The sequence below is a fragment of the Salinicoccus jeotgali genome (assembly GCF_055379195.1).
In genome coordinates this window covers 892,176-915,597 of record NZ_AP043830.1, presented here as the reverse complement: position 1 = coordinate 915,597, position 23,422 = coordinate 892,176, and the positions used below count along the sequence as shown (strand labels likewise).

Sequence of the window (23,422 nt, the reverse complement as noted above, 5' to 3'; positions counted from 1 at the left end):
CCACTTTCTTATAATCTACCATAAAAAAAAGTGTGAGACCATTCTCACACTTCAAAGTCATCTTATGAATCCAATCATTTCCATCAACTGCTCCATATTGCTGCGCTCGGCATACTCTTCAGCCGATAGATCCGCCTCTTCTACAGGCGGGGGTGCATCGCCATGTGTGACGACCTGGTACTCATCTATATAGACAACTTCAGAATTACTATTCCCTTCCTTGTGGGAATCCAACATGAAAATGAGGCCAGCAGCGAAAACAAATATAAAGACCATACCCAATAGTTTAAATTCCTTCAATGTCATCATTACTACCTCCAGAACATACGTTTGTATAAATATAATAACAGAACGCATGTTCCGGGTCAATGGATAGCGAACAAATGTTTGTAAGATGCTCTCTATTATGATAAAATTTAAACAACAATATGGCGGAGGTAATAACTATGAAGGCGCTAACAGACAGGCAAAAACAAATATACCAATTCATCAAATCCACAGTGAAGGATAAAGGCTATCCGCCGAGTGTCAGGGAAATCGGCAACGCGGTCGGTCTCCAGTCGAGCTCCACTGTCCACGGCCATCTGGCGAAACTGCAGGAAAAAGGTTTCATCAAAAGGGACCCTACAAAACCCAGGGCCATCGAAGTCATCACGGAAGAGAACGAACAGCATGGCGCAGTAATCCATGTTCCGGTCCTCGGTAAGGTTACAGCCGGGCTGCCGATCACTGCTGTAGAGAACATCGATGAGTACTTCCCTCTCCCCGAACATTTCACAGCGAACCACAACAGTGAGATCTTCCTCCTCAACGTGGCAGGTGACAGCATGATCGATGCGGGCATCCATGATGGTGACAGAGTGATAGTGCGCAAGCAGAACATTGCCCATAATGGCGACATCATCGTTGCGATGACGGATGATGATGAAGCGACGGTCAAACGTTTCTATAAGGAACAAGGCTACTACAGGCTGCAGCCTGAAAACACGACTATGGAGCCGATCATCTTGGACAGTGTCGCTGTACTCGGTAAAGTCGTTGGACTATTCCGCGCGTTTTAATGGATTTCAATATAGAAAAGGGCGCATCTTAAAGATGCGCCCTTTTTGTCTTTCCGTATCCATCCTGTCAATATCCTTCGTTACAAATGTTTTATCTATCAAGTATGATTCTGATTTGTTCTAAAATATCTTTTGGATTTTGTGTTTGCTTGTCCTCTGTTTTATGTTTCAACTGCATCCCCTCGTTCTTGTTTCATTCAGGATGGTGATCTGGAAAGATGATTCTATTATTTAAATATATAAGCCCTGTGTCTGTTTTCCCCTTATTCCGGCAGGCGAAACATTATTTTTCAAATTATATTTCTCCAATACCTCAATAGAATTATATTCTTTTAATATGCATGATGGGTACCAATTACTTGTCTAGAGTAGAACCATCAAAAGCCGGGTATGTATAAATAAGCTGTAATTCCTATGGCAAAGCAGGATCCATAACCATATTTTTCGAATTTCATTCTGTATATTCTGTGAAATCAATGGGACCGGAGGGAGTTTAAATGACAATCCGGATAAAAGGTTTTTTCAAAAATTTAATCCACTATTCTTTAAAAGATAAAGTGTTTGATATGGCAGCACAACTCTCTTACTATTTGTTGCTTGCAATATTCCCGTTTTTGATCTTAATATTCACCTTATTGCGATTCCTGCCGCTCTCAACCGGTACAGTACTGGATATCATCAGACCGTATGCACCAGAAGGGTCAATGCAGTTGATTGAGGACAATTTGTATCATGTGCTCGAGGTTACAAGAGGAGATTTATTGTCGATCAGTATGGTAGCGACTTTATGGTTGTCCGCAATGGGTGCCAGTGCATTGGCACGGACATTAAACAGTGCACACAGGGTGGAAGAGAGCAGGCCTTTCCTGAGAGCGTTTGGTGTTGCAATTCTGCTCACCATCGGCATGATCCTCGGGGTGATCATCTCTTTAATATTACTGGTGTTTGGACGAGAGATCGGATTGTCCATTTCTTCCTTATTAAGAGTCGACGCTGGTTTCCTGCAGAATTGGAACACATTCCGCTGGACTTTCAGTTTTATCATATTAGTGGTCCTGGTTGCAGGTCTGTATTACTTTGTACCAAATAAGAAATTACGTTTTCTCGACATCCTCCCTGGCACATTGTTTGCTGTGATTGGCTGGCAGCTGGCTTCGCTCGGTTTCTCATATTATGTGGGCATCGCTGATTATTCCATTATTTACGGAAACCTTGGGACCATCGTCATTCTACTGATCTGGTTATATTTATCTTCCCTGATAATTTTAATAGGCGGTGAAATTAACGCGATCATAAGCAGTAAAAGGAGCAGGAAAGTACAGTGATCCTTGTAAAGTAGGCTATAAATTCAAGGTAATGATCTGGAAAGATGATTCTATATTTAAACATATAAGTCTGTTCTTTTTTCCTCCCATATTCAGGAATAAGAACATAAAATCAAGAATATGTATAAACTGGTTCTTTCAGCGTACAGGAATCCGTCATCAGAGAAGGCGCAAGGGAACGCAAGATGAAAGTTTTCTTTCCGCGTTTTCATCCCTCCCCCAGTTCAATGATTAGGAAACACAACTTGTCTATATATTTAATACAGGGATTTAGGGTATAAAAGCTAAATTATACATAATAAATTGGATTCGATTTATGTCCTTGAATCCAATTCATTCTTCATTATAGACAGCACAGCACGGGAAGACCAGACAGCTAGGGTGTCACACATCAACGAAATTACTTGTGATGGCATACTTATCCATCCATCAAAGCACATGTGCCACATCAATATATATATATCCGCATCATAAATGATATTCCAGTAGTATTCGCGGGGACCAAAGAAAAATCAATGCACAAAAGGGGTTTGGGACTTAAATAATTTGTGTATGGAAATCGATATAAATCCACAAATGCCTGCGTAGACGATTGAGGCACATAGTGATACTTTCATTTCGAAAGGAATGAGAGTATCACCAGCAAGATGCCGACTGATATGAAATGCACATATAAAAACGGGTCTTCGGAATATATAGTGGAATTACTTTTTTAATAGTCGCCGATTGTAAAATTAAGCTAGACACCTAAAAAGGGTCACGCGTGATACACTCAAAATGAGTTTTCCGACCAAAGAAAATCATAGGAGTGATCACGCATGACCTACACCCATATTACCACGGACGAGCTAGTAATCATAGAAGCCTATTTCCATCAAGAGACCCCGACTTCACAGATTGCGAAACGGATTGGGCGTGCCCGTCAGACGGTCCATAATGTCATCGCATATCTCAAGGACGGGCACACTGCGCTGGAGTATTATCGGCGCTATAAGGAAAACAAAAGCCGGTGTGGTAGAAAACGGATTGTTCTACCGACCGATCAGCAGAAACATGTTGAAAAGCAGGTGGCGCAAGGCTGGACACCGGATGTGATTGTCGGTCGGCAGGAGATGCCAATTGACTGCTCGGGCCGTACACTGTATCGAATGTTCAAACGAAAAACCTTTGATGTAGCCACACTGCCGATGCAAGGCAAGCGAAAACCAAATGGCCATCAGGAACGCCGGGGCAGACAGGCCTTCAGGCGAAACATCTCTGAAAGAACAACTGACTACCCGGCGTTCAATGAAGAATTCGGCCATCTCGAGGGAGATACCATCGTCGGTGTCCGCCACAAGAGTGCCGTCATCACGCTGGTTGAACGCCTGTCTAAGGTCATTATCACCTTGAAGCCTGAAGGCCGGACGGCACAGGCAATCGAGTCTGCCATCAATACGTGGTGTCAAGAGATGCCCAGAAACCTGTTCAAGTCCATCACTTTCGACTGTGGTAAGGAATTCTCCAACTGGCAATCGATGAGCAACCAGAACGATCTGTCCATCTACTTTGCCGACCCAGGGACACCGTCTCAACGGGGATTGAATGAACATTCCAATGGCCTGCTCAGAAAGGATGGACTGCCCAAAGACATGGATTTCAACACGGTCGATCAGATATTTGTCTCGTCTGTCGCTTCAAGAAGAAACCACATACCGAGAAAATCATTGAACTACCGGACACCATTGGAAGTCTTTTTGAGTTACATGGGTGAAAAGGAACTGTCTAGCTTATTTTGACAAACGAAAAGTTTAAAAACAACTGGTGTTTAAATCGGATTTTCTAGTGGGATGTTAGGACAATCAATAGTATTATAAAGGTATCAATCACATACGAGTGATACGTTGGGAAAAAATAAAATAGTCCAATTTACTTTACCGTGTACTATGGTACACGGTTTATAATATTCATGGGGTGAAATAAGATGATTTACTGCATTAGTGAGTTTGCAGAAAAATGTGGCGTTAATAAAGAAACGATTAGATATTACGAGCGAAAAAATTTACTACAAGAACCTCACCGAACGGAAGCTGGTTATCGGATATATTCATATGATGACGTTAAGCGTGTTGGGTTTATTAAACGAATACAGGAACTTGGATTTTCTTTAAACGAGATTTATAAATTACTTGGTGCTGTAGATAAAGATGAAGTTCGTTGTCAAGATATGTTCGAATTTGTTTCTAAAAAACAAAAGGAAGTTCAAAAACAAATAGAGGATTTAAAACGAATTGAAACTATGTTAGACGACTTAAAACAACGATGTCCAGATGAAAAGCAATTACATTCGTGTCCAATAATAGAAACATTAACATGAGACATTAACGAAAGGGGCTTTTTTATGAATAAATTTAAGGTAAACATTCAAGGAATGACTTGTACGGGTTGTGAAAAACACGTAGAATCAGCACTTGAAAAGATAGGTGCTAAAAATATTGAGTCTAATTTTCGTCGTGGTGAAGCAGTATTTGAACTGCCCGATGATATTGAGGTTGAAAGTGCAATAAAGGCGATTGATGAAGCAAATTACCAAGCCGGAGAAATTGAAGAAGTATCATCACTAGAAAACGTGGCGTTAATTAATGAAGACGATTATGACCTTCTTATTATTGGTTCTGGTGCTGCTGCCTTTTCTTCGGCAATTAAAGCTATAGAATACGGTGCAAAAGTTGGAATGATTGAGCGTGGAACGGTTGGGGGAACCTGTGTGAATATTGGCTGTGTTCCGTCAAAAACTCTTCTTAGGGCAGGGGAAATCAATCATTTATCAAAAGACAATCCGTTTAAAGGTTTACAAACATCCGCTGGAGAAGTGGATTTAGCTAGTTTAATCACGCAAAAGGATAAATTGGTGAGCGAACTTCGGAATCAAAAATATATGGATTTAATTGATGAATATAATTTTGATTTAATTAAAGGTGAAGCAAAATTCGTTGATGCTAGTACGGTTGAGGTCAATGGGGCAAAGTTATCTGCAAAACGCTTTTTAATTGCAACAGGTGCATCTCCTTCGTTGCCCCAAATTTCAGGACTTGAAGAAATGGACTATTTAACTAGTACAACACTTCTTGAGTTAAAGAAAATACCAAAACGATTAACTGTAATTGGTTCAGGATACATTGGAATGGAGCTTGGACAACTATTTCATCATTTAGGTTCAGAAATAACGCTTATGCAAAGAAGTGAGCGACTTTTAAAGGAGTATGATCCTGAGATTTCAGAGTCAGTTGAAAAAGCGTTAATTGAACAGGGTATAAACGTTGTCAAAGGGGCAACTTTTGAGCGTGTTGTACAAAGTGGAGAGATAAAAAAGGTTTACGTAACAGTAAATGGCAGTAAAGAAGTTATTGAATCAGATCAGTTACTTGTTGCCACTGGAAGAAAACCAAATACGGATTCTTTAAATTTAAGTGCGGCAGGTGTTGAAACCGGAAAAAATAATGAAATCCTGATCAATGATTTTGGTCAAACAAGTAATGAAAAGATTTATGCATCAGGAGATGTGACGTTAGGACCGCAATTTGTATATGTAGCAGCCTATGAAGGTGGAATTATTACTGATAATGCTATCGGTGGGTTAAACAAAAAAATAGATTTATCGGTAGTCCCTGCTGTTACGTTTACGAATCCAACGGTTGCAACGGTTGGTTTAACAGAAGAACAAGCAAAAGAGAAAGGGTATGATGTGAAGACATCTGTATTACCTTTAGATGCTGTTCCAAGAGCAATTGTAAACCGTGAAACAACCGGTGTATTTAAACTAGTAGCAGATGCAGAAACACTAAAAGTATTAGGGGTTCATATTGTATCTGAGAATGCAGGAGAGGTCATCTATGCAGCATCATTAGCTGTTAAATTTGGCTTAACGATAGAAGATTTAACAGAAACCCTAGCACCATATTTAACAATGGCTGAAGGGCTAAAATTAGCTGCACTTACGTTCGATAAAGATGTTTCGAAATTATCTTGTTGTGCAGGCTAAGGGAACTTTTTTTACAATTCCCTATTCAAGTGAACCAGCTAATACTGTACTAAAGTGTGCAGTAGTTTAGCAAAGTCTACAAAAGGATTTCATACACTATTTTGCGATCACCCATTATATAAATGCTTTAAGGGATTTTCTAAGTGCATTTGTGGTCACAAAAATAATTTAACACTGATGATTTCGACATCAAATCTATATTTGATACCTTAACACCGCAGAGTAATAAAGGATGAACAATATGTCAGACTTATTATCCCTACCAGACATTAAAACAATAGAATCACCACAAGAAAATGAAACCGATATGATGTTTAAAGTTGAAGCAGTCGGACCACCTGAACGTTGTCCTGAATGTGGTTTTGACAAGTTGTACAAACACAGTTCAAGAAATCAACTAATTATGGATTTGCCCATTCATTTAAAGCGAGTGGGCTTACAATTGAACCGTAGACGATACAAATGTCGTGAATGCGAATCTACCTTCTGGGAACGCCTAGTATCTGTAGATGAAAAGCGTAGTATGACCAAAAGGCTTTTAAAGTCTATTCAAAAGCAATCCATGTCTAAGACCTTTGTAGAAGTCGCAGAAAGCGTTGGCGTTGACGAGAAAACTATTAGGAACGTTTTTAAGGACTATGTGGCACTCAAAGAACGTGAATACCAGTTTGAAACTCCTAAGTGGCTTGGGATAGACGAGATACATATTATCCGAAGACCTCGGCTTGTATTGACTAATATTGAACGCAGGACTATTTATGACATCAAGCCTAACCGTAACAAGGAAACAGTCATCCAACGTCTTTCAGAAATCAGTGACAGGACTTATATTGAGTACGTCACAATGGATATGTGGAAGCCCTACAAAGACGCAGTGAACACTATCCTTCCACACGCTAAAGTGGTCGTAGATAAGTTTCATGTAATTAGAATGGCTAATCAAGCCTTAGATAACGTCAGAAAGTCTTTGAAAGCTCATATGAGCCAAAAAGAAAGACGTACCCTTATGCGTGAAAGGTTTATCCTTCTAAAGCGTAAACACGATCTAAATGAACGTGAATCATTCCTCTTAGAGACTTGGTTAGGTAAACTTCCTGCCTTAAAAAGAAGCCTATGAACTCAAAGAAGAGTTTTACTGGATATGGGATACTCCTGATTCAGATGAAGGTCGTCTTCGTTATAGTCAATGGAGACACCGTTGTATGTCCAGTAACTCTAAAGATGCATATAAAGACCTCGTGAGAGCCGTAGACAACTGGCATGTCGAAATATTCAACTACTTTGATAAAAGGCTCACTAACGCTTATACGGAGTCAATTAACAGCATTATTAGGCAGGTAGAGCGAATGGGTAGAGGTTACTCGTTTGATGCCTTACGAGCCAAAATCCTTTTCAATGAGAAGCTCCATAAAAAGCGTAAGCCACGATTTAATTCAAGTGCTTTCAATAAAGCTATGTTACACGATAATTTCAATTGGTATGAAGTGAATGATCATAACATTACAGACAACTTTGGTGTCGATTTTTCCACACTTATTAAGAATTTGGAGAAGGGTGATTTATAAGCCCTTTTCCACCATAAAAACCGAATACCCATAAAAACCATTTTGCCCTAGAGTCTCCCAAAAGATATTGCCCACTATAGCCAGATAAAAGATAGAAAGTGACAAGGACGGGGTGCAGTTTAGCGAAGACTAAATGGAGAGGAGCATTCGATGAAAAAGTCCTTAAGTATTCTATTGATGACACTGATTATACTTTTGCTTGCAGGATGCGGCGGCACTGACAATGATGCTGAAGAAGCGATGACGGGTGCGGAAGAGGAAACGACAGAGCAGCCGGCAGAATCAGTAACAACTGAAGAAGCCGCGGCCGGAGGCGCAGTGAATGAAGAGCGCACGGGAGAAGTGGAAGAAGACTCCGAAGCGGACTTGGCGGAGGAAGCGACAGAAGACTCTGAAGAGGCAACAACAGAGGAAGTGACAGAAGAGCAGATGAAAGATGCGACAAAAGAAAAATCGAAAGAAGAAACAAAAGAAGATTCCATGGGTGGATCTTCTGCATCCGGCCCCTATGAAAAACATATGGTCCAAAATCCCGCCGGTGAGTCATGCATCATGAATCGTCTTGCCGCAGATCACTGTGAAGACATCACGATGCAGCAGAAATTCCTGGCCTACCATCATCTGAACTTCATAAATATACTGACGATATCACCGAACATCGGCTGCCTCGAGTGCATGGTGGATTATTCGTTCGCTGTTATAGACGGTACCCAGGAACCAATCAGCATTAATGAGATGGATACGAAAGGCGCCCCTTTCACTCCAAATCTCGAAACTTTCATGGAATCATATGCCTATGAACTCGCCAACTTCTTCAATGGCCATCCGAACCGGCTTATGGATTATATCAGCCAAGATGGCCCTGCCATATCCTATCTCGACAACAACCGCACTTCTGGCAGTTTTGCCGATCATACGACTCACTCAGTTGATGTCCAGAACATCGAAGACAAGGGAGACGGGACATATAAGGTCACGATGGACCGTGAATATGAACATATCACTTCCAACGGCATCGGAAGCAGCACGGTTGAATATACGGTATGTGAAACCGAGCACGCATTCAAAATCGTGGACTTTAACTGATGGCATTGACGTATTGAAAGAAGGCGACTATGAGATAGTCGCCTTCTTTATTTTCTTATATAATTTTCCGTATAGTAGGGCACATTCTCTTCATTATACGCTGTGCCGATCCCTAGATGTGTGAAACTGTCTTTCAGTGTATTCTCGCGATGTGCAAGTGAATTCATGAGGCTGTGGTGGGAGAAGATTGGTGAGGTGTGTCCCATCGCTATATTCTCCCCTGCCATCCTGTACGACACATCGGCTGACTCCAACCGATCCTTCAGCGTCACGCCATCGGGTGAATCATGATTGAAGTAATCCTTCTCAACCATATCGCGGCTATGGCCGAGCGCGGCTTTTGAAGCCGCTTCATCCCAGGACAAAGGTTCTAGTCCATATTCCTGTCTGGTTGCATTAACGAGTAGATGGTTCATTTTGGAATTATCTGCTGGCTCAGGATGATTATATAGGGCGCTGCTTTCACCAAAGGCCTCTTTATCGACAACAAGCAGGCCGTTCACCTGATCAGATTTGTGAAGATCATAGAAAAAATAGACGTATGTGCCATTAATATCATAGACTGCATATTCTTCATTATCCACACGCAGCCGCTTCCAGCCCTTCTTTATTGTCGATTCCGGAGCACCATATATGGAGTCGACCTGTTCCCTGTCCATCCCTTCGATGTTGATCGTCTCGACCGATATGTCGCCACTGTTGGTATAGGCGCCGACGACCCTCTTATCTTTAACCAATACCATATGGAACATGCCAGGCTGGTCTTCAATGTAGAACTCCCCTTCATACTCCGAGCGAATGTGTTTTTTGCCGGAAGTATCATATTCACTGCCAAGCGCAATCTCCACTTCCTGGGTCTGATCGCTGTTGACCTGGTGAATTTTATCCATATTATAAGAAGGATAAATGTTCTCTTCAAGCCATCCACGCAAATAAGACAACTCCATGCCTTCTTCAAAATCATAGGATTGCAGCACGGGGGCTGTAAATATCCAAATGAAATAAAAGAATACGAGCATAAATATTTTTTTTATCATACGGGCACCTCCCTATCCGCATATGGTTTAAAAAAAGTAATTAAACTTTCGTCTAATTACTTTATCCGGGTATATATTCAGTTTGTCTCTCTTCAAAATATGCTTCATCTACGATTGTATTATCCTCACCCATCAGTACGACATTCGGCTTGAATGTTTCCAATTCACTGTCATCCAGCTGAACATAGCTGATGATGATGATTGTATCCCCCACCTGTACTTTTCGGGCTGCTGCCCCATTCAGGCATATTTCACGGGAGCCCCGCCTGCCTTCGATGACGTATGTTTCGATCCGCTCGCCGTTATTGTTATTGACGATCTGGACCTTCTCATTCGGGAGGATATTGGCTGCATCAAGGAAATCAGGATCGATAGTGATACTGCCGACATAATTCAAGTTTGCTTCTGTAACTTTTGCACGATGGATCTTGCCATTCATCATTGTTCTGATCATTTCATCACCAACATATTATCTATTAACCGTGTTCTTTCGAACTTTACAGCAATGAATATTATAGCATTCCCCTCGATGTTTTGAACAGCATCAAGTCCTGGATGGGTATAGATCTGCAGATCGTCCACCACTGCTGAAGTCTTTGATTCGATGTGAGTCCTTATGCCCTCTTTGATCGCTTCAGCGTCAACCTTGCCGTGTTTTATGCTTTCCTGCGCCTTTACAAGCGCGCGATGGATTTCAGGAGCTTCAGTACGTTCGTTTTCGGAGAGATTAACGTTTCGGCTACTCTTTGCCAATCCATCATACGCCCGCTCGGTCGGCACACCAACTACCTTGAGTTCATGGTTGAAGTCCAGGACCATGCGTTTTATGATCATCAACTGCTGACGGTCCTTCTCTCCGAACACTGCAAAGTCAGGACGAATGATGTTGAATAATTTATTGACCACGGTCACTACCCCTTCAAAATGGCCGGGTCGCCTGACACCATCAAGTATCGATGCCATGGATCTCAAAGACAGTTGAAGTTCTGGTTGCTCTGGGTACATTTCTTCTTCAGAAGGATGGAACACCACATCGACTCCAGCTTGTCTGCATATTTCCAAGTCTCTCTCAAGATCCCGCGGGTAACTTTCCAGATCTTCGTCCGGCCCGAATTGGAGGGGATTGACGAAGATGCTGACCACTACCGCATCACCCTTTCGCTTCGCTTCTTCTATCAGCGCAACATGACCTTCATGCAAGTAGCCCATAGTGGGCACGAATGCAATATCCCCTGTCCTTAAAGGTTTTAGTATGTTGCGTATGCCTTCTATTGTGTCTGTATTTTTCATTACTCTTCAAAAACCTTTCTCTTATAAGTAGTGGCTTCATCGGGAAATTCCGAATTCTTTACAGCTTGTACATAAGCGGACAAACCTTCTATCCCAGCAGTATTGAAATCCGCATACGACCTGACGAACTTCGGCAGGCGTTCGGTGCCATACTGGAGCAGGTCGTGATAGACCAGTACTTGTCCATCCACCTCTTTACCTGCGCCGATGCCGATGGTTGGTATTGTGAGGACTTCCGTCACCTTCTCGGCGAGATCTGATGGAATCGCCTCAAGTACAAGCACTGATGCACCAGCGGCCTCCATTGCCTTGGCGTCTTCAATCAGCTGCATGGCCGCTTCCTGGGTGCCAGCCTGCATTTTAAACCCTGTCACGCCGACTGACTGGGGTGTCAATCCAAGGTGCGCGACGATTGGTACACCAGCCCGCACTGCTCGTTTGACGATGGGCAGGCAGTCTACCCCTTCAAGTTTGATGGCATTGGCGTCTGTCTGCTGATACAAAGACAGCATATTTGTCAAGCTTGTATCGTCATTCGCGTGATAGGTACCAAATGGCATGTCGACCACCATATATGTGTCTGGGGCACCCCGCCTGACGGCTTTGGCATGATGGATCATATCTCCAGTCGTCACCTGCACTGTACTGGTGTATCCAAGCACCGTCATGCCGAGTGAGTCACCGACAAGCAACATGTCCATCCCTGCTGCCTCACTTTGTTTTGCACTTGGATAATCATAGGCGGTCACCATGGTGATCTTTTCGCCATTTTGTTTCATCTGACTCCATTCACTGGTTGTTTTCATCATACTGCTCCTTTTATTTAAAGCCTATTATAATTATAATTAGTTTACCATATATTTGGATGGTCGAAATACGTCGGGAGGATTAAAAAATGAAAATTGCAGTGATTGGCATAGGTGCTGTAGGCAGTGTCATCGCCCGAGAGCTGAATATGCTCGATTATGATACGGTGTTGTTCGGCAGACAGCCAAAATCCGGATTCACCATTTCTGAAGCGGGAGAGGAATTTTTTTATCCTTACAGGATAGAAACGATGGATGCCTATCAAGGAGAACCGTTCGACATAGTATTCATCGCGGTAAAAGCGACCGCATTAAACAATATCAGCCAAACTTTCCATCATCTCATCAATGAAGGGACGGAGGTCATCCTATGCGAGAACGGCATGGGCTATGAGCGATATTTCAATCGGCCAGTGCCTGCTGTAGTCTATATCAGTGGACAGAAGAAAAATGACATAATTGAACATTTCCAGGATTCCACGCTACTGATTGAGGATAACCCCCACCCCAATATTGATCGTTTGATTACAGCATTGGATAAAAATCCGGAGACAGAATTGGAGATAAAGAAAAGCGAGGATTTTGAACGTATCCGCTATGAAAAACTGTTGATCAACCTAGGCATCAACTCTGTAACAGCTTTGTCAAAAAACACATCGAAGATCTTTGATCTGGAGTCTGTGACACAATTGACCCGTAGCCTTCTAGAGGAAGGTGTGGCCATCGTCAATAATGAGCGGGAAATCGTGTCGCCGGAATTTACAGATAGGGCCATGGCAATCTACAAAAACTATAATCCGGAAATGGGCACGAGCATGTACTACGACGTCATAGCGAATGCAGAAACGGAGTATATCTATATACAAAAGTATCTCTACGGTAAGAAGGGGAATCTTGAAACCCCCGTCTTGGACGTCATTGTCACCCTGTTGGAGGCATACCAGTATAAGCGTGGATATTGACTATATTGTGTCATTTCATACATCGTGCCTAAGACACATTTATTCATGCTAAAATAGATGGTCAGAAGGAGTGTATGATCATGAAGAGACTAGTATTGCCATTTGTGGCGCTTATTTTCTTTCTTGCCGGATGCAGCGGAGAGGATGGCCAAATGGGCATAAAGGAAAAGGTTGATCAATACAGTGCAAACAAGGAAGCGGAAGCAGCTTCCATCACTGGTTCGGAACTCATCATCGGTGAAAATAAGGAGGAGCGGTACGACTTGCCTGACGATGAATTTTTTGTATCGATTGCACCGTTCATCAATTACACGCACCCGTGCGAATTCCATAGCCTGACAGGATGTCAGGGTGAACTGGAGTCCAAGGAGATACATGTAAAGATTACCGATGGAGAAGGAGAGGTCCATGTGGATGAAAATATGGAGACTCTTGAGAATGGCTTTATAGATCTGTGGCTGCCGCGGGACCGTGAATATGATATCACCATCACGTATGGCGACTATGAAACCGAGGGCTCGTTTTCAACATATGAGAATGATTCGACCTGCCTGACAGATTTTCAACTGGAAAAGTAAAAAGCATCCTTGCTGATGTGGAACCAAAATCTCAATTTAGGGATTCATATCAGCAAGGATACTTTTTTTGTAATTTTTTAGGGCATCTACCCTCATTAACGAAAGTTAATATGATATTTGATGCTATTAACCTCCAAAAAATGAACTTGATTCACTATTCTTATTGAAAGGTTCGTTTTTTGTGTTATCATAATAAGCATCTTGAATACAAAGCACTCATATAATCGCAGGAATATGGCCTGCAAGTTTCTACCGGGGCGCCGTAAACGCCTTGACTATGAGTGAGTAACTCTCGTGCAACCACTTGAAGTCTGCTCATCTCATGATGTGTGCTTTTGGCTTTTTCAAAATAAAATTTTGGAGTGGATTTTGTGGAGTTGCTTAAACAGAAAATATTAGATGAAGGAACGGCGCTTTCAGATACAGTATTGAAAGTCGACCATTTCCTGAATCATCAGATTGATCCATTACTTATGAAAGAAATTGGAACAGCGTTTAAAGAACGGTTTGAAGACCGCGGAATAACTAAAATATTGACGCTGGAATCTTCCGGCATCGCACCTTCGGTCATGACGGGGCTTGAACTTGGCATCCCTGTAATCTTTGCCAGAAAGCGCCAGTCATTGACGTTGAACGAAGGTTTGCTGACGGCTGACGTTTTCTCCTATACTAAAAATGAGTCTAATACCATCGCCATCGCCGAGAAATTCATCTCACCCGATGATGAAGTATTGATCATCGACGATTTTCTGGCAAATGGAGAAGCCGCTAAAGGTCTGCTCGAACTTGTGGAACAGACTGAAGCTTCAGTAACCGGTATCGGCATCGTCATCGAAAAAGCCTTTCAGGAAGGCGGCGAAATACTTCGTACTGCTGGATACGATGTCCATTCCCTTGCCCGGATCGCCTCTTTGACGGAAGGTGAGATAACCTTCATGTCTGGAGTGGAAGTGTGATGCAGATGTCTTCACTTAAAAAACTTTCACTCGGCATCCAGCATATCCTTGCCATGTATGCCGGCGCGGTGGTCGTCCCTTTGATCGTCGGCGCCGCCATCGGCTTGACCCCCGCACAGCTCACCTACCTCATTGCCATCGATATCATGATGTGCGGCGTCGCAACAATCCTACAGGCCTGGAAAAGGCAATATTCGGGCATCGGACTCCCGGTCGTCCTTGGCTGTACATTTACTGCTGTTGGCCCGATGATTGCCATAGGCAATACTTACGGCATCCCTTCAATATACGGGGCAATCCTTGCTGCAGGTCTGTTCGTCATCATCATTGCGAAATATTTCAGCCGACTGATCAGATTCTTTCCGCCTGTGGTCACAGGTTCCGTAGTGACCATCATCGGAATTACTCTCGTGCCGGTCGCCATGCATGATATATCCGGTGGCCAGGGCAGTGCCGACTATGGATCCGGCCTGAATCTCGCACTTGGTTTCGGTACACTTGCAGTCATATTGGTGCTGTTCCGATTCGGGGAAGGCTTCCTGAAATCGATTGCCATACTATGCGGCATAGTGATCATGACTTTCATCAGTGGTTTTTTTGGAATGGTGGATTTCAGTGCAGTCAGTGCGGCCAGTTGGCTTCATCTTCCCAAAGTCTTCTACTTCGGGCTGCCCGAGTTCAATATAGTGCCTATAATGACGATGATGCTCGTGACAATCGTCGGTCTGATAGAGGCGACTGGTGTCTACTTTGCCCTTGGAGACATATGCGATGAGGATATCGGACAAGAAGATTTGAAAAGAGGCTACAGGGCAGAGGGCTGGGCGATCCTGCTCGGTGGCATTTTCAATGCCTTCCCCTACACCACCTATTCCCAGAACGTCGGCCTCGTCCAGCTTTCAGGCATAAAAAGCAGACAAATCATCTATATTGCAGGCACCATGCTCATTCTGCTCGGTCTCGTTCCAAAAATCGGTGCTGTAGCAGTGGCAATTCCGACCCCGGTCCTTGGCGGTGCGATGCTGGCAATGTTCGGGATGGTTGTCTCATACGGCATCAAGATGCTTTCAAGAGTGGACTTTGAGGACCAGAACAATCTGATGATCGTTGCAATATCGATCGGTATGGGCCTTGGCGTCACGGCTTTGCCCGACCTTTTTGCGATCGTGCCTGACAGTTTAGCTGTCATAACGGAAAGCGGCATCGTCCTCGGAAGCCTGACGGCGATTATACTCAATATTGCATTCAATGCCCGCTTGGGCTTCCTTAGACATAAAAGGCAGAACCGTCATATCATTGAATAGTATTACATTATAAAAGAGGCGTCGCTTGGCAGGGACGCCTCTTTTATCGTTCAATCATTCCTTTTTCAGCCATTTCCATAAGGGCCACGGGTTAAAGCATATACCACACATAAAAAGAGATCCCCTTTACAGGAGCCTGTGTTTACATAGAATTTCGATTTTGATATCCTTCGTCTTCCTCTTTTGAAATGTCGTCCACTTCGTCGAAATGATTTTGGATATAGGTTTGTTCTTCTTTCTTCGACAATAGCCCGTACGCTTTTCCTTCGACTACTGCATGTGGTATATCAGGTTGTGTCAATATATTATGTACCTTTACGGAATTGGAAAAATCGCCATTCTTCCATTCGAGCATTTCTTTATGTAGGAACGTTCTGTCTTTGACATCGTATTGTTCGAGTAAGTCAATCACTTCGTCAAGTCGTTTTTCCGTAATTTTCAAGTGCCCCCATTTCTTCTCTGCTCGTACTTTTTGATGCGACATTCGATGAACCATATCGACGACTTTATCTTCCACTTTTTCCGGCGCAGGCTCGACTTTGTCTTCGTACTTGAGGGCAGTTTCTTTGATCTTTTCCTTTTCCTCCAGAATGTCGGTATCATTCGGTGCCGAAAGATTAGCCTCCGGTTCGCCCTTTTCAACGCTTTCGGACGAACTTCCGATGCTAATGAATAAGATGACCAAGACGGCGGATGTAGTGATTACCATAAAGGTTGAAATCGAAAATATGATTGCCTTTTTCATTGAATCCCCTTTCTGATAGTTGTCCATGGCTACTATTTTCGATTTTAAATCATGACCAACATGCGTCAAGCCGTTTTGTTTACTTTTGGACTTCTTGTGTTTGATGACAAAGGCAGAACCGTCATATCATTGAATAGTATTGGAATAAATAAAAGAGGGGGCCCCTATGGGGTCGCCTCTCCTATAGTTCAATCATTTCTTTTTCAGCCATTTCCAGAATGGCCATGGTCAAAGCATAGACAACATGCTCGAAGACCAGCCCACCCTGTACAAATACTGTGTAGGGACTTCTGATCGGTCCATCTGCGCTCAGTTCTAGGGATGCACCTTGGATGAATGTGCCTGCAGCCATGATGACCGGGTTTTCATAACCTGGTATATCATCCGGTATAGGCAGGAACTTGGAATTCACCGGGGATGCCTTCTGGATCATTTGGGTGAAAGTGATCATCTCTTCTTCCCTATTGAATGTGACGCTCTGGATCAGATCTGTCCGCTCAGCATCCGGCAGTGGATCTGTCTTGAGTCCCACCGAAGCCAACAGGTGGCTCGTCAATACCGCACCGTTAAGCCCTTCAATTACCGTGTGCGGAGCCAGGAAAAAGCCTTGATACATGTCTTTGAGGCCATCTAGGCTTGCCCCCATTTCTTTGCCTATTCCCGGTACGGTCAGCCGATAGCTTACCCGCGTAATGATATCCGTGTTGCCTGCGACATACCCTCCCATTGGCGCAATACCGCCGCCCGGGTTTTTGATCAGACTGCCGGCAATTACATCCGCTCCGGCTTCTATCGGTTCACGTGTCTCCACAAATTCACCGTAGCAGTTATCGACGAAGACAATCACTTCAGGATGCTGTTTTTTAATTTTTTGGATCATCTCTTCCATTTCAGCTATAGTCAGAGATTTGCGCATGCTGTAGCCCCGGGAGCGCTGTATCGCGACTATCTTGGTCTTTTCATTGATTGCCGCCATAATCGCCTCTTCATCAAAATGGTCGTCGACCAGATCTACAGAGCGGTATTCTACGCCCTTTTCCATCAGACTCCCGATATCGTCATGACTTGTTCCTATCACCTTTTCCAAAGTATCATATGGCTCCCCGCTGATATAAAGCAACTCATCACCGGACTCAAGCAGTGATAGTAATACCAGGCTGATGGCATGCGTCCCTGAGATGATCTGGCTTCTGACCAGTGCATCTTCACTGCGGAACACTGCGCTGTAGATATCCTCGAGCTTATCCCGCCCTGTGTCATCGTATCCGTAACCGGTCGTGCCGCTGAAGTCGCTTTCGGTGACGCCATTTTCATAGAACGCCGACATGACTTTATTGAAGTTCGCCTGTCCTATCTTTTTATTCTTTTTTATGATGGGGTCAATCTCTTCGACGGCGTCAGACACCATCTTCGCTATTTCAGTATGGTTCACACTTATTCTCCTCTTTGAACGATTCTTCTACTCCAGTCTCCTGGTGGTTCGAAGCCTTTGAAGCTGTAGGATCCATCATCCTCATCCAAAAGCGCCTCTTCTACGATTGTATGACGTTTCAGGTCATAGACTTTCTGTGGCTCAGAGATTGGCAATGTGACATGGTAGGCTTCCATCGTCTCTTTCAGGAAATCTTCCAATATGCCCAAAATCTCTTCTCCAGCCATGTCCTTATTGACATAGGCATGCGGTTCTCCAGGCGTCAGATAACGCCCATCATCAATGTCCGTCTTGTTGAAGAACACGCATGACGGTATGTCATCCATCCCCAACTGTTCGATCAGTTGCTTTACAGTATCGTAGTGGGTACCGAGCGCATCGGTGCTGTTGTCGATGACATGGATGATGAAATCACTGTCCGCCGCTTCCTCGAGCGTCGATTTAAAGCTTTCAATCAATGTCGTCGGCAAGTTTTGGATGAAGCCCACCGTATCCGATATGATGCACTCGAAACCAGAAGGCAATACAATCTGCCTCGTCTTAGGGTCAAGTGTGGCAAAGAGTGCATCTTCTTCAAACGTATCGCTTTTTGCCATTGTGTTGAACAGTGAAGATTTGCCTGCATTCGTATAGCCAATCAATGAAACCTTTACGACTTGGTTGCGCTTGCGCTGTGCCCGGTATCTCTCCCTATGGGCTTCAACCGTCTTCAACTGCTTCTTGATTTCTTTTATACGCTGGTTGATATGCCTTCTATCGGTTTCCAGTTTCGTCTCCCCTGGCCCTCTTGTACCAATGCCACCCCCGAGGCGCGACAGATTGATGCCTTGACCCTTCAACCTCGGTACGAGGTACTGGAGCTGTGCCAATTCGACTTGCAGTTGGCCTGCCTTCGAATGGGCACGCATACTGAATATGTCCAATATGACTTGTGTCCGGTCAATTACCTTAGTATCCATATAGGATTCAATGGAACGGTTCTGGCTTGCCGTGATTTCATCGTTGACGATGGTATAGTCTATCAGATCATCTTCCCCGTAGACTTCAGCCGTTTCAGTCAGAAAACCTGTACCTGCATAGGAGCGTGCATCGACCCGGGTCCTGTTCTGGATATGGACGCCGACAATCTCTATACCGACGGATTCTGCCAGACTTTTCAACTCTTCCACCTCGGTGTCTATCGATGTGCGGTCCGGTGTATCGACTGCAATGATGACACCTTTATATATATGAGTCATTATGACACCTCCGAATTTTAATGCTGCTCTTTACTACGGTGTGCTTGTTCAGCCAACAGATGCTGGATTCCTAGATTACATTAACACATTTAATTGCTTTAAAAAGTAACTCCACTGGAGGTTAAAAAAACATCCCACCTAGTGGGATGTCCTTTTATTTCGTAAATGTACTGATCGCATGCTTATAGATCAAATGATCTTTGCCTCCGGAACTGAGCTGGATCACGTACTTATCGAAATCAATTACTGTACCCCGCATCTGAAACCCATTGACCAGGAATACCGTCACTTCCACTTCAGTTTCCTTGAAGTCACTCAGGAATGTATCCTGCAAATTAAGACTTGCCATTTTTATCTCTCCTTCGCCTGCAGAAATTGATATATATCTTCCAATATTATATCCGTATCGACTACATCCAGATCGTACCATGTTACAGGCAGCTGATTTCTAAAAAATGTAAGTTGTCTTTTGGCATATTGCCTTGAATGTTGAATGATCGCTTCTTTAACATCATCCAAAGTTCCATGTCCTTCAAAATAGGGCATAAATTCCTTATAGCCGATTGCCGCACTCGCTGTTTTCGATAAAGGGCCGCCATCCAGTAATTTACGAACTTCTGATTCAAGCCCCATCTCGAACATCTTTTCGACCCTTTCCCGGATTCGTCCATGAAGGACTTTACGGTTGCGTGTCAATCCTACTATAAATGTATCATATTTCATTTCATCTGTGTAGCCAGGGCCCGTCCTGTTGCTGATCCTGTTGCTCAGTTCGTGTTTCACCAAGGCTCGGATCACCCGCTTGCGGTTGTTTGGATGGATGTCTTCTGCACTTTTCGGATCGATGCGCTGCAGCTGATTGTGCAGAACGGGGGTAGCCAGTTTTTCGAAGTGGCCAGTCAACCTTCTCTTTTCTTCATCATCTTCTTCATCGAATTCATAGCCGTACACCAGAGCGCGGATATAGTGTCCGGTCCCCCCTACTATAAAGGGGGTGCGGGCATCTTCATGGAATTCATCGATCAGATCCTCCACATGGTGTTGGAACTGGTGGACGGAGAATGTCGTATCAGGCGGCATGACATTGATCATGTAATGCTGGACGCCATCCATCTCTTCTTCTGTAATCTTTCCGGTGCCAATGTCCATGCCCTGATAGACCTGCATAGAGTCTCCACTAATGACTTCAAGGTCGAATCTTTTGGCGATCTCAACGGCCAGTGAAGATTTACCTACGGCCGTAGGCCCAACGAGTATCAGAAGTTTCTTCTTTTCAGACATGTCTCCTCACCCACCCTAACAGTCTATTGTAAACTTGTGCACGGTTCTTCTCAAACAGCACTTCATGCCTGCTCTCTTCATAGAGTTGTACGGTCACGGAATCCACATATTTCCTGTAGGTCCGACCCAAACTCCTGATGTCAGCACCATACTTCGAGAATGGATCCGATTTACCGCCTATAAGCAGTATCGGCACATCCGCATTCAACCGCTTCAAATTCTTCTTCTCAAGACTTTCATCGATATTGCGGGCAATCTCAAATAATGCCCGGTTGCTCATCAGGAAGCCGCAGTAAGGGTCTTGATTGTAGTTAGATACACGGGAGTCATCCTCCGATAGCCATCTGTTTTTCTGTTCACCTTTAAATGCACCATCATATCCCGACACCGCCACACTGTTGATTATCGGGGAGCGATATTCCGGAGCGACGGCCGCAAGGAGCTTGAGTAGTTTGACGCCCATGGTTTCAATCAGGGATTTTTTATTGCCCGTCGCTACAATGATTGCGCCATCATAAATATTCTGCTCCAATAACCTGCGGGCAATGATGGAACCCATCGAATGTCCGAGTATGAATGACGGGATATTTGCCGGCAATAGGCGGGACACCGCAATGGCATCATCAGCCAGAACGTCGAGGGACTCGAAATGCCCTAGCTTTTTTGCTTCAGGTCCATGTCCCCTATGATTATGCATGATCACCATACAGTCATTCATCGCAAGCCAGGTCATCATTGCAGTATAGCGCCCTTTATGTTCGGCCATGCCATGCATCAGTTGAATTGCACATATGGGCTCATCCGGAATGAATATGCTGACCTCTATATCTCTGCCATTGTTATTTATAATCTTTTCGATCATTCTCATATATGCACATCCTATTTCATGATCCTATTGAACATCCGCTCGATTTCATATGTGCTCATATGGATGAGCACAGGTCGTCCGTGCGGACATGTATAAGGTGAATAACAGCTGCGTAGCGACTCGATCAGTGCTTCTATCTGATTTTTATCCAGATAATGGTTGGCTTTTATGGACTGCTTACAACTCATCATGATTGCGAGTTCTTCTTTATATTGATTTACCGAAAAGTCTTCCTTCCCGCTGACAAAATCGATGAGTTCCCCGATGTCCTCTTCCGGGCGCCTCTCATCAATCCAATTCGGGTAACCAGTTACGGCATACTGTGTCGGACCGACCTTGTCGATATCAAAGCCCAATTGTTTAAGTTTCTCAAGTTTCCCATCTATCTCTATTATATCATTCATCGGAAATTCGAACGTATATGGGATGAGGAGCGGTACGGCAGCTGTTTTTCCAGCAGTGATGTTTGCGGAATAGTATTCATACTTGATCCTCTCCTGTGCGGCATGCTGATCCATCATGTACATGCCGGAATCGTTCTGGAGGATGATGTAGGTGCCGTGGAGTTGACCAACTATCTCCATATATGGCAGCTTTTCCGCTTGGACTTCGCTTTCGGATGGCTCGGGGACGTGTGTTTCTTCCGGTTCCGGTGGAGGAGCAGTTTCAGATGAAGGTCCCTCCTCCCGGGCGATGGTGCGCACGGGTTCTACCGAGTACTCTGTTTTGGGCCATTCAGTTTGCGGCTCCTCAAAATCATGTTGCATTGGGGGCTTCGTATACCTTGGGCGATCAAATGGATTCGGCTGGGTGAAATCAATCGCATCTTGGATAGGCTTTTGCCTGTCCTGTGTCTTTTTTGCCACATCAGGGATGAGCACTTCTTTCCTCATGCTCTCAAGCACTGCTTTCTCAAGCAGATGGTTCAATTCCCTCTCCTTCGAGAACTTCACTTCTATTTTGGCGGGATGCACATTCACATCAACCAACTTCGGATCCATTTCAATATCAATCACGGCAATTGGATATTTGTCTTTGGGCAGCAGTGTGTGGAAGCCCTTGACTATGGATTGTGACAAAGCGAAACTTTTAATGTGGCGCTGATTGACGGAAATATTCATATAATTGCGGTTGCTGCGATTGATCTCTGGACGAACCACGAATCCATGTATCTTGAAATCGGCATCTTGTGCCTGTATTTCAACGGCGTTGCGTGCAACATTGAGGCCGTATATATCGCTCATGGTTTCTTTGAGGTTGCCGTTGCCTTTGGTCATTAATCTCTGCTGGTCATCCAACACCAGTCGGAAGCTCACTTTTGGATGCGCCATCGCCATTTTCTGTACCACATCAATAATTTTTCCGCTCTCAGTCTTCAACGAACGGATATATTTGAGCCTGGCAGGTGTATTGAAGAACAGATCTGTAATGGTGATGTCAGTTCCCTGTCGTTCCTTACCAGGACTCTGCCTCATTAGTTCCCCGCCTTCAAAGCGGATGAATACAGGGTCGCCAGAACGATGCTTCGTCTCGACAGAGACTTTGGCGACAGCGCCAATGCTGGCCAGTGCCTCTCCGCGGAAACCGAGTGAGCGGATCTGGAACAAGTCATAATCAGATGAGATCTTACTGGTCGCATGCCGTTGGAAAAGGAGTGGGCCATCCGTATGATGGATGCCGTCACCATCATCGACGATGCGGATTTTCTTCATGCCCGACTCTTCTATGAATACTTCTATTTCAGTCGCATTTGCATCAAGGGAGTTCTCCAAAAGCTCTTTGACGACTGAACTCGGACGCTCCACCACTTCGCCTGCTGAAATCTTATTCTGTATGGCACTCTCCAATACTTTTATGGTGCCCATTG

Annotated in this window: 22 protein-coding genes, 1 pseudogene and 1 riboswitch; of the genes and pseudogenes, 11 read left to right on the top strand and 12 right to left on the bottom strand. The window is 44.1% G+C overall.

The annotated features are described in order from the left end of the window. Positions 1 to 57: 57 nt before the first annotated feature. A complete protein-coding gene (locus ACZ43I_RS04580) occupies positions 58 to 309 on the bottom strand; it encodes a hypothetical protein (protein ID WP_344701040.1) in 252 nt (83 codons plus the stop codon). A gap of 137 nt (positions 310 to 446) precedes the next feature. On the opposite strand from ACZ43I_RS04580, the gene lexA reads away from it, so the two are divergent. The 7 genes and pseudogenes from lexA (at position 447) to ACZ43I_RS04545 (ending at position 9,058) form a co-directional block, all read left to right on the top strand. Then, the gene (gene lexA, locus ACZ43I_RS04575; protein WP_344701042.1) at positions 447 to 1,061 is read left to right on the top strand and encodes a transcriptional repressor LexA; all 615 of its coding nucleotides are present in this window, start codon (positions 447 to 449) and stop codon (positions 1,059 to 1,061) included. 497 nt (positions 1,062 to 1,558) lie between these two features. Continuing rightward, a complete protein-coding gene (locus ACZ43I_RS04570) occupies positions 1,559 to 2,386 on the top strand; it encodes a YihY/virulence factor BrkB family protein (RefSeq protein WP_344701044.1) in 828 nt (275 codons plus the stop codon). An 818-nt stretch (positions 2,387 to 3,204) separates the two neighbouring features. Then, positions 3,205 to 4,164 (top strand): IS30 family transposase, encoded by a 960-nt coding sequence (locus tag ACZ43I_RS04565; RefSeq protein WP_380710055.1) that lies wholly within the window; start codon positions 3,205 to 3,207, stop codon positions 4,162 to 4,164. 185 nt (positions 4,165 to 4,349) lie between these two features. Beyond that, positions 4,350 to 4,742, top strand: a complete 393-nt coding sequence (merR, locus tag ACZ43I_RS04560) for an Hg(II)-responsive transcriptional regulator (RefSeq protein ID WP_344701491.1) — start codon at positions 4,350 to 4,352, stop codon at positions 4,740 to 4,742. A gap of 24 nt (positions 4,743 to 4,766) precedes the next feature. Beyond that, positions 4,767 to 6,407, top strand: coding sequence for a mercury(II) reductase (gene merA, locus ACZ43I_RS04555; protein ID WP_344701489.1), 1,641 nt, complete (start codon positions 4,767 to 4,769; stop codon positions 6,405 to 6,407). A 241-nt stretch (positions 6,408 to 6,648) separates the two neighbouring features. Continuing rightward, positions 6,649 to 7,972: pseudogene (locus ACZ43I_RS04550) on the top strand (ISL3 family transposase). A gap of 150 nt (positions 7,973 to 8,122) precedes the next feature. Then, positions 8,123 to 9,058, top strand: coding sequence for a hypothetical protein (locus tag ACZ43I_RS04545; RefSeq protein WP_344701488.1), 936 nt, complete (start codon positions 8,123 to 8,125; stop codon positions 9,056 to 9,058). Between the two features lie 47 nt (positions 9,059 to 9,105). Here the strand turns inward: ACZ43I_RS04545 and ACZ43I_RS04540 are convergent, their stop codons facing one another. The 4 genes from ACZ43I_RS04540 to panB form a co-directional block, all read right to left on the bottom strand. Beyond that, positions 9,106 to 10,095, bottom strand: coding sequence for a CAP domain-containing protein (locus ACZ43I_RS04540; protein ID WP_344701487.1), 990 nt, complete (start codon positions 10,093 to 10,095; stop codon positions 9,106 to 9,108). A gap of 61 nt (positions 10,096 to 10,156) precedes the next feature. Continuing rightward, a complete protein-coding gene (panD, locus tag ACZ43I_RS04535) occupies positions 10,157 to 10,549 on the bottom strand; it encodes an aspartate 1-decarboxylase (protein WP_344701486.1) in 393 nt (130 codons plus the stop codon). Next, the gene (panC, locus tag ACZ43I_RS04530) at positions 10,546 to 11,385 is read right to left on the bottom strand and encodes a pantoate--beta-alanine ligase (RefSeq protein ID WP_344701485.1); all 840 of its coding nucleotides are present in this window, start codon (positions 11,383 to 11,385) and stop codon (positions 10,546 to 10,548) included. Before panC ends, panD begins: the two co-directional genes overlap by 4 nt. Beyond that, positions 11,385 to 12,191, bottom strand: a complete 807-nt coding sequence (gene panB, locus ACZ43I_RS04525) for a 3-methyl-2-oxobutanoate hydroxymethyltransferase (RefSeq protein ID WP_344701521.1) — start codon at positions 12,189 to 12,191, stop codon at positions 11,385 to 11,387. Before panB ends, panC begins: the two co-directional genes overlap by 1 nt. An 89-nt stretch (positions 12,192 to 12,280) precedes the next feature. On the opposite strand from panB, the gene ACZ43I_RS04520 reads away from it, so the two are divergent. From ACZ43I_RS04520 to ACZ43I_RS04505, 4 genes are all read left to right on the top strand, one after another. After that, on the top strand, positions 12,281 to 13,153 hold the full coding sequence (locus ACZ43I_RS04520; protein ID WP_344701483.1) for a ketopantoate reductase C-terminal domain-containing protein: 873 nt from the start codon (positions 12,281 to 12,283) through the stop codon (positions 13,151 to 13,153). An 80-nt stretch (positions 13,154 to 13,233) separates the two neighbouring features. Then, positions 13,234 to 13,731, top strand: coding sequence for a CueP family metal-binding protein (locus ACZ43I_RS04515; protein WP_344701481.1), 498 nt, complete (start codon positions 13,234 to 13,236; stop codon positions 13,729 to 13,731). 196 nt (positions 13,732 to 13,927) lie between these two features. Beyond that, positions 13,928 to 14,029, top strand: a riboswitch (purine riboswitch). Between the two features lie 73 nt (positions 14,030 to 14,102). Then, positions 14,103 to 14,687 (top strand): xanthine phosphoribosyltransferase, encoded by a 585-nt coding sequence (locus ACZ43I_RS04510; RefSeq protein ID WP_344701479.1) that lies wholly within the window; start codon positions 14,103 to 14,105, stop codon positions 14,685 to 14,687. After that, positions 14,687 to 15,991 (top strand): nucleobase:cation symporter-2 family protein, encoded by a 1,305-nt coding sequence (locus ACZ43I_RS04505; protein WP_425568290.1) that lies wholly within the window; start codon positions 14,687 to 14,689, stop codon positions 15,989 to 15,991. The genes ACZ43I_RS04510 and ACZ43I_RS04505 overlap by 1 nt, the downstream gene beginning before the upstream one ends. 142 nt (positions 15,992 to 16,133) lie before the next feature. Here ACZ43I_RS04505 and ACZ43I_RS04500 read toward each other — a convergent pair whose 3' ends face one another. The 7 genes from ACZ43I_RS04500 to mutL form a co-directional block, all read right to left on the bottom strand. Further along, complete coding sequence (locus ACZ43I_RS04500) at positions 16,134 to 16,736, bottom strand: DUF6241 domain-containing protein (protein WP_344701477.1); 603 nt, start codon at positions 16,734 to 16,736, stop codon at positions 16,134 to 16,136. 181 nt (positions 16,737 to 16,917) lie between these two features. Then, a complete protein-coding gene (locus ACZ43I_RS04495; RefSeq protein ID WP_344701517.1) occupies positions 16,918 to 18,144 on the bottom strand; it encodes a methionine gamma-lyase family protein in 1,227 nt (408 codons plus the stop codon). A 26-nt stretch (positions 18,145 to 18,170) separates the two neighbouring features. Then, on the bottom strand, positions 18,171 to 19,406 hold the full coding sequence (gene hflX, locus ACZ43I_RS04490; RefSeq protein WP_344701475.1) for a GTPase HflX: 1,236 nt from the start codon (positions 19,404 to 19,406) through the stop codon (positions 18,171 to 18,173). Positions 19,407 to 19,560: 154 nt separating this feature from the next. Continuing rightward, positions 19,561 to 19,755, bottom strand: coding sequence for an RNA chaperone Hfq (hfq, locus tag ACZ43I_RS04485; RefSeq protein ID WP_344701473.1), 195 nt, complete (start codon positions 19,753 to 19,755; stop codon positions 19,561 to 19,563). Positions 19,756 to 19,757: 2 nt separating this feature from the next. Continuing rightward, complete coding sequence (gene miaA, locus ACZ43I_RS04480; protein ID WP_344701471.1) at positions 19,758 to 20,687, bottom strand: tRNA (adenosine(37)-N6)-dimethylallyltransferase MiaA; 930 nt, start codon at positions 20,685 to 20,687, stop codon at positions 19,758 to 19,760. Further along, positions 20,680 to 21,555 (bottom strand): alpha/beta hydrolase, encoded by an 876-nt coding sequence (locus ACZ43I_RS04475; protein WP_344701468.1) that lies wholly within the window; start codon positions 21,553 to 21,555, stop codon positions 20,680 to 20,682. Before ACZ43I_RS04475 ends, miaA begins: the two co-directional genes overlap by 8 nt. Before the next feature lie 11 nt (positions 21,556 to 21,566). Further along, entirely contained in the window at positions 21,567 to 23,420 is a 1,854-nt protein-coding gene (gene mutL, locus ACZ43I_RS04470; RefSeq protein ID WP_344701466.1) for a DNA mismatch repair endonuclease MutL, read from the bottom strand. Between the last annotated feature and the right edge of the window lie 2 nt (positions 23,421 to 23,422).